The organism is Sporomusa sp. (assembly GCF_057736855.1).
In genome coordinates this window covers 1-5,751 of sequence record NZ_JBYKYF010000199.1, presented here as the reverse complement: position 1 = coordinate 5,751, position 5,751 = coordinate 1, and the positions used below count along the sequence as shown (strand labels likewise).

Here is a 5,751-nt window from a genome sequence, read left to right as displayed (position 1 = left end):
GTACGGGCCAATACATCAGTTCCTTGTGTAGCTTCTTCTGCAGGTGCGCATACCACAAAGACCCAGCGTTGACCACCCGCAAGCTCCACTGGTGTGAATATCCCGTCACGTTTTGTTCCGGCAAACTGGTAAACTCCGTGAGTCTGTTCACCGGAATTGGCTGATTTAGCGAACAGTGCCATCAGATTATCGTCAATTTCTTTTTCCGGTAGCTTTAGTTCAGGATTAACCTTCTTTTCAGATAGATTAAGTTTGCCATTGAGTTCCGGCATTTTGGGATGGGCAAGAAGGGTTCCAGAGTTATCGGCAATAAAACCGTAGCCTGTTTTTAGGAACTTAAGATCTTGAATGAGTTCAGTCATGTTTTCCAGGGAAAAAGTTCCGGCTAGTACTCCGGTAAGTTGCCCATTGTTCATCACTGGTACGGCTAAAGCAATAGACAGCTTACCGGTGGCCCTGGAAAATAGCGGTTCAGACACATAAGGTTGTTTTGTGGCCAGTACTTTCTGAACGTACTCGCGGTCAGCGTATTGCCCAGTGCTTCCATCGTATCGCAAGGCCGAGCCGTCTGGTGCCGCAAAAAAGACAGTCTCAAAACCAATTTTCTTTTGCAGTCTGGCCATAGCCTGTATAATTTGCTGTTTATCCGTTCCAGTCCGAAACACTGGTGTTTCGGACATTTCTTCTAAGCGGATCATCATTTCGCCAATATTTCTTTTTATCCGGTTACTATAGTCTGTTCCAATTGACATAGCAGTTTGAGCAATGCTTTCTTCCAATGATTGCCGTGATATATAATAGCTGGCTCCGGACAGGATGATTAATACAATCAAAACCAGTGGAAGTAGCCATAGCAGCAAACGAGTATGTACGCTTTTAATTTTCATGCATGAAAAACCTCCTTTGTAATGTAAATAGTAGTAACGCATATACTGCGATGTTAAATGTAATTTGCTTAAAATTTCGATAATTTTATTGTAAAATATTATATCGTAGTCGCCGTAAAAACTGTCATGTTTTCCTTATCATAACAAAAATAAGTTCTAACATGCTGTTTTGGTGTTCCGAAATTTGTCCTAGGTTATTGAAGACACAGTTTGTACTTACCGTAATCATTTAGTTAGATGGTGAATTAATAATGATTATATGTCATAAAATAACATAAACGGGTTTACCTACCCGTTTATGTTTTAAAACAAAATAAATAATTGAATTCCTATTGCTTGTTTAAACTCTTGCATATACTGCTTGCCAACCGGAATGTCCTGCACCGGACAGCCTTCTAATGCCAGAATATAAGTGTCATTAAACCAGGGGATAATTTCTCGTACTTTACTTATGTTTACTAAAAAGCTTTTGTGAGTGCGGAAAAAACCACAGTTTTGGAGGCGTTCCTGCACGGTTTTTAATGACATGGTTGTCGTAAATTCGCCTTTTTCTGTATATAACAGGGTTTTCCGCTTCTGTTCTGATCTAACGAAAAATATTTCAGAAGGTAGCAGTATCAGCAGACGATCTTGATGCCACACAGGTAGCCGAACTTGATTCAGTAGTCGTTTAGATTCTGATGATGGCAGTGCTGGTGTTTTTTCCACACGTGTTAGTCTTTCGATAGTCAGCTCTAACCGGTCTGTTGAATATGGTTTTAAGACATAATCTACTGCTTCCAAAGTAAATGCTTGTACTGCGAATTCGCTAAATCCGGTTGTGAACACAATTTTGGGTTTGTTAGGCAGCTTCATAATTTTTTCTGCGATAATAAGCCCGTCATTCTGTGTTCGCATTTGAATATCAAGAAATACGGCGTCAGCCCAGGTGGTTCTCAACATCTGATAAGCCTCTTCGCCGCTGTGACATTCGCCTACGATTTCAATATTGCCAATTTCCTCAAAAATACACTGAAGTTCTTGTCGTGCAGGATATTCATCATCTACAATTAGAACCTTTAGCGCCATCTATATTCTCCTTCCTGCAATATTACCCAATACATCTTATTTCCTATGTTTTGCTTTTGATTTGCGGCCCATTAAACTATGAGCAGGGACAATGTAAGTAAATATTGCAATATAACATAATAAGTTAACAAATATAGTAACTTCTGCAAAATTAGTCTTATTTTGTATATATTTGTCGTAAAAAGAAATAATCCTGCAGAATTAGACAATTTTTGCTAATCAAATGTCTTGAATCACATCCTAATTCTGACAAATATCAAATATAAGGGGGAAAAGTTAACCTTATCTTGATTTTTGTAGTCGGCAAGTCGTTTATGTTTGCTGATTTTCTTTATACATTTGCTTTGCAGGATTTTGTGAATGTTTTATAGTAAATATATACAAAGACTTAGCAAATGTCGTGATAATGCAATTTGTTACGAAAAATGAATATTGCCAGGGATTTGCAAAATTCTTTTATTAATGGCTGTCGGTTATCCTGATCACTGTGAGCATTATGTTGAGAAAAAAATAAGTTTGCGGAAATAGAATGTAAATACCGTGGACCTCGCAAATGTTTGCGAGGTTTTTGCTTAAAATGTTAAGGCTGCAACAGGATACAAATCTTGGTACAGTAGTACTAACAGTATACCGTAAATAGCACTCTTCTAATATTTGGTTCTGTGTAAAAATAGGTGAGAGAGTAGTATGCCTGTTAATATCGAAAAAGTAAAAAAGAGAATACTGGAAACAACCGCGACAAACAGAAATCCTTTATATAACTCACATATGTATTGGTCACAAAAACCTTATAATATTTGTGATATTCTTATTGAAGAATTAAGTGATGTTGGTGATATCGTTTTTGACCCGTTTTTGGGTTCAGGTGTGACCCTCCTGGAAGCAATAAAAAAAATATAAGGACGTGTAGGAATTGGCTGTGAAATCAATGAAGCGCCTATATTCATAATCAAAACATTGCTTAGGTCATACAATTTAAAAGAGTACAAACAAGTTTCGCGAATATTTAGAAAACGAATAAAAGAACTTTTGCCATATTATCATACTACATGTCCAGATTGCGGGAATCAGGCAACTATTACTTCTGTTATTTTTGATAAGCCTACCAGAGATGCAGATATTACTATTAAGGTTATCAATTACAGATGTACATGCAAAGCCAAGGGAAGTAAAATGGCGACCCCAGAGGATTATCAAAGGATTAACATGCAGTGTTATCCCCGATACATTGATAATGAAAGCAGGTTAGTGCCAAATTCTAAAATTGCAGTTTACGAAAACCAAACCATTAGTCAAATCTTTACTGGGAGAAACTTTACCGTTCTGGATCAAATATTAGCAATAATCAAAGATATGGGGGATTATCAAGATATTTTCAAATATATTCTCATGTCGGTTTTACATTTATGTAAAATTACAGATAAGCATTCAAACTCTCAATGGCCGTTATGGATTCCTAAAACCGATTGTGTCGAAAAAAATGTTATTATTTTGCTGGATAGAAAAATTAAACATTTAACTTCAACAATCAAATACCTCTCAGACAATTATAATGATGCAAAACGATTTAAGATTTTACATAAAGGAAGTCAATATATAACCAATGAAGATATTGAAAGTGGTTCAGTCAGTTTAATCATAACCGATCCTCCCTATTTAGGGCAGATCACATATTCAGAGTATATGCAGCTGTATAAACCTTTTTTTGGTTTTGATTTTAATTTAGATGACGAAATTATTGTTACCCATTCAAAAACACGGAAAAAGACGCAAACCGAGTATTTTGCAGAATTAGACAAAGTATTTGCTATATGTGCCGATAAAATTCGAAATGAAGGCTATTTATGCATGTATTTTCATGATAGCAAGCTTACTGTTTGGGAAAAGTTAATACGTATTTTACAAAAAAATGGCTTCCGATACCTTTCACAGGTGCATATAAAAAAGTCAAATACATTAAAGAATATTATCAGTCCCAAAAAGTCGCTAAATGGAGATGCTATCCTTTTTTTTAGAAAAGAAAAGGCCATGTTCCAGCCATTAACCGCACCAAAATCCATTGATGAAATAGAAGCCGATGTAGTGCTGCATATTAAACAACTGGTTTGTCAGAATGGGCCTATGTCTACTCCCGAATTATATGATGGCGGGCTCATGGAATATTTGATTTACCATAATTGGCTGTTGCCATTATCAAAGAAGTACAAGACGTTAGTAGATCTATTTGAAAAATATCTACGCTGGAACGAAAAAAGCTGTAAATGGGAACTCTAAATTTTACAGCAGGCGATATATGCCGTATGATACTATCATAACCTATATATGTAAGCCAACCGAATATTTGCGGCTGACTAGCGAATATACTAAAGGCCGGGGAAATGCTGTTAACGCATTTTCCCGGCCTTTTCGCACTTGGGATAACAGCCAAACCGTCTCAGGCCTGACCTCTATGTCGGTTATACGGGAGCCAACGCTTCCAAGCGAGCTATACCAGTATTAAAATGGTACTTGCTGATAAGACACAGACAGCGTAAGATTAAAGTAATAATTATTTCCAGCAACCCCAAAGGAGGATGTAGCATGCCTTATCTATTACATCCATTGCAGGCAGGTTCTTTATCGTTACACAACCGTTTGGTTATGCCCCCGATGGCTACCGCCAAAGCTGAACCTGACGGCAAGGTCAGTTCCGCCATCCTGGATTACTATCGGGAAAAATCGGCAGGCGGTTATTTTTCCTTGATTATTGTTGAACATAGTTTTATCCAGCAAGCAGGCAAGGCCAGTGAAAATCAGCTTTCTGTTGCCGAGGACAGTACAATTGACGGTTTAAGGCGCCTAGCTGCCGTTATCCAGGCTAACGGCACGAAAGCGGTACTGCAAATCAACCATGCCGGCAGTGCTGCTTCCCAGGAAATCACTGGCAGTATCCCGGTAGGGCCTTCAGCGGTAAAAAATCCTCGTAAGGGCGGTGTTCCTCATGAGCTTACCCGGCAGGAAATCCAAGATATTGTGGCCGCTTTTGGCGCTGCTGCCTATCGTGCCAAACAGGCAGGGTTTGATGGTGTGGAAATTCACTCCGCACATGGTTATTTTCTGAATCAATTCTTATCACCGCTGACTAATAAGCGTACGGATGAATATGGTGGTGATCTGCTTGGAAGAATTCGGATTCATAAAGAGGTTATTGCCGCTGTGCGTGCCGCTGTAGGCGAAGATTTCCCCGTTCTCCTGCGGCTGGGAGCTTGTGACTATATGGAAGGCGGAACTACTGCTGCTGACAGCCAGATTGCTGCCCGAGAATTTGAAAAGGCTGGCGTAAATATCATGGATATTTCCGGTGGTTTTTGCGGATATACCATTCCGGGAAACAATGAACAGGGATATTTTGCTCCGCTAAGTACGGCAGTTAAAGAAGCCGTTTCCATCCCGGTTATTCTTACCGGCGGCATTACCGACGTACAGGTAGCAGAACATCTATTAGCTCAGGGAAAAGCGGATCTGATTGGTGTTGGCCGCGCGGTATTCCAGGATTCGCTGTGGGCGAAAAGGGCTGTGGAAAGTATCGGATAATTGTAGGTTATGACATAAAGCCAGAGAGATGTGCGAGAGCTTGCTTATACTAGCATAGCTTTCTTTTTTGTGAGGAGTTATCCTGAAACTTAGTATTCCAGATTCTTGCGGGTATGAATGGCTAGTCTAATATTTGCGTGCTATTAACTGAGCAGGCTTGACAATAGGAACACTAGGCACTACGATTAATAATAGGAATTATATGGAAAGTTGCTTTGCGTGG

6 protein-coding genes are annotated in these 5,751 nt (G+C 39.0%); 4 read left to right on the top strand and 2 right to left on the bottom strand.

Features of this window, described 5'->3' with window-relative positions; translation table 11 throughout:
• Together AC29Z1_RS12430 and AC29Z1_RS12425 are read right to left on the bottom strand one after the other, a co-directional pair.
• The coding region (locus AC29Z1_RS12430) for a cache domain-containing protein (protein WP_488271781.1) at positions 1-887 on the bottom strand (887 nt) is incomplete at its 3' end.
• Between the two features lie 303 nt (positions 888-1,190).
• Positions 1,191-1,955: a LytR/AlgR family response regulator transcription factor gene (locus tag AC29Z1_RS12425; protein WP_488271780.1), complete on the bottom strand. Its 765-nt coding sequence runs from the start codon at positions 1,953-1,955 to the stop codon at positions 1,191-1,193.
• A gap of 687 nt (positions 1,956-2,642) precedes the next feature.
• On the opposite strand from AC29Z1_RS12425, the gene AC29Z1_RS12420 reads away from it, so the two are divergent.
• From AC29Z1_RS12420 to AC29Z1_RS12405, 4 genes are all read left to right on the top strand, one after another.
• Positions 2,643-2,855 carry a DNA methyltransferase gene (locus AC29Z1_RS12420; RefSeq protein WP_488271779.1) on the top strand — a complete coding sequence of 71 codons (213 nt, stop codon included), beginning with the start codon at positions 2,643-2,645 and terminating at the stop codon, positions 2,853-2,855.
• Positions 2,856-2,984: 129 nt separating this feature from the next.
• Entirely contained in the window at positions 2,985-4,229 is a 1,245-nt protein-coding gene (locus AC29Z1_RS12415) for a DNA methyltransferase (protein WP_488271778.1), read from the top strand.
• 19 nt (positions 4,230-4,248) lie between these two features.
• Positions 4,249-4,455, top strand: coding sequence for a hypothetical protein (locus AC29Z1_RS12410; protein ID WP_488271777.1), 207 nt, complete (start codon positions 4,249-4,251; stop codon positions 4,453-4,455).
• A gap of 80 nt (positions 4,456-4,535) precedes the next feature.
• Positions 4,536-5,528, top strand: a complete 993-nt coding sequence (locus tag AC29Z1_RS12405) for an NADH:flavin oxidoreductase (protein ID WP_488271776.1) — start codon at positions 4,536-4,538, stop codon at positions 5,526-5,528.
• Positions 5,529-5,751 lie beyond the last annotated feature (223 nt).

Coding starts and splice junctions, on each gene's coding strand:
- AC29Z1_RS12425 (WP_488271780.1), bottom strand. CDS start 1,955: ATGGCGCTAAAGGTTCTAATTGTAGATGATGAATATCCTGCACGACAA.
- AC29Z1_RS12420 (WP_488271779.1), top strand. CDS start 2,643: ATGCCTGTTAATATCGAAAAAGTAAAAAAGAGAATACTGGAAACAACC.
- AC29Z1_RS12410 (WP_488271777.1), top strand. CDS start 4,249: ATGCCGTATGATACTATCATAACCTATATATGTAAGCCAACCGAATAT.
- AC29Z1_RS12405 (WP_488271776.1), top strand. CDS start 4,536: ATGCCTTATCTATTACATCCATTGCAGGCAGGTTCTTTATCGTTACAC.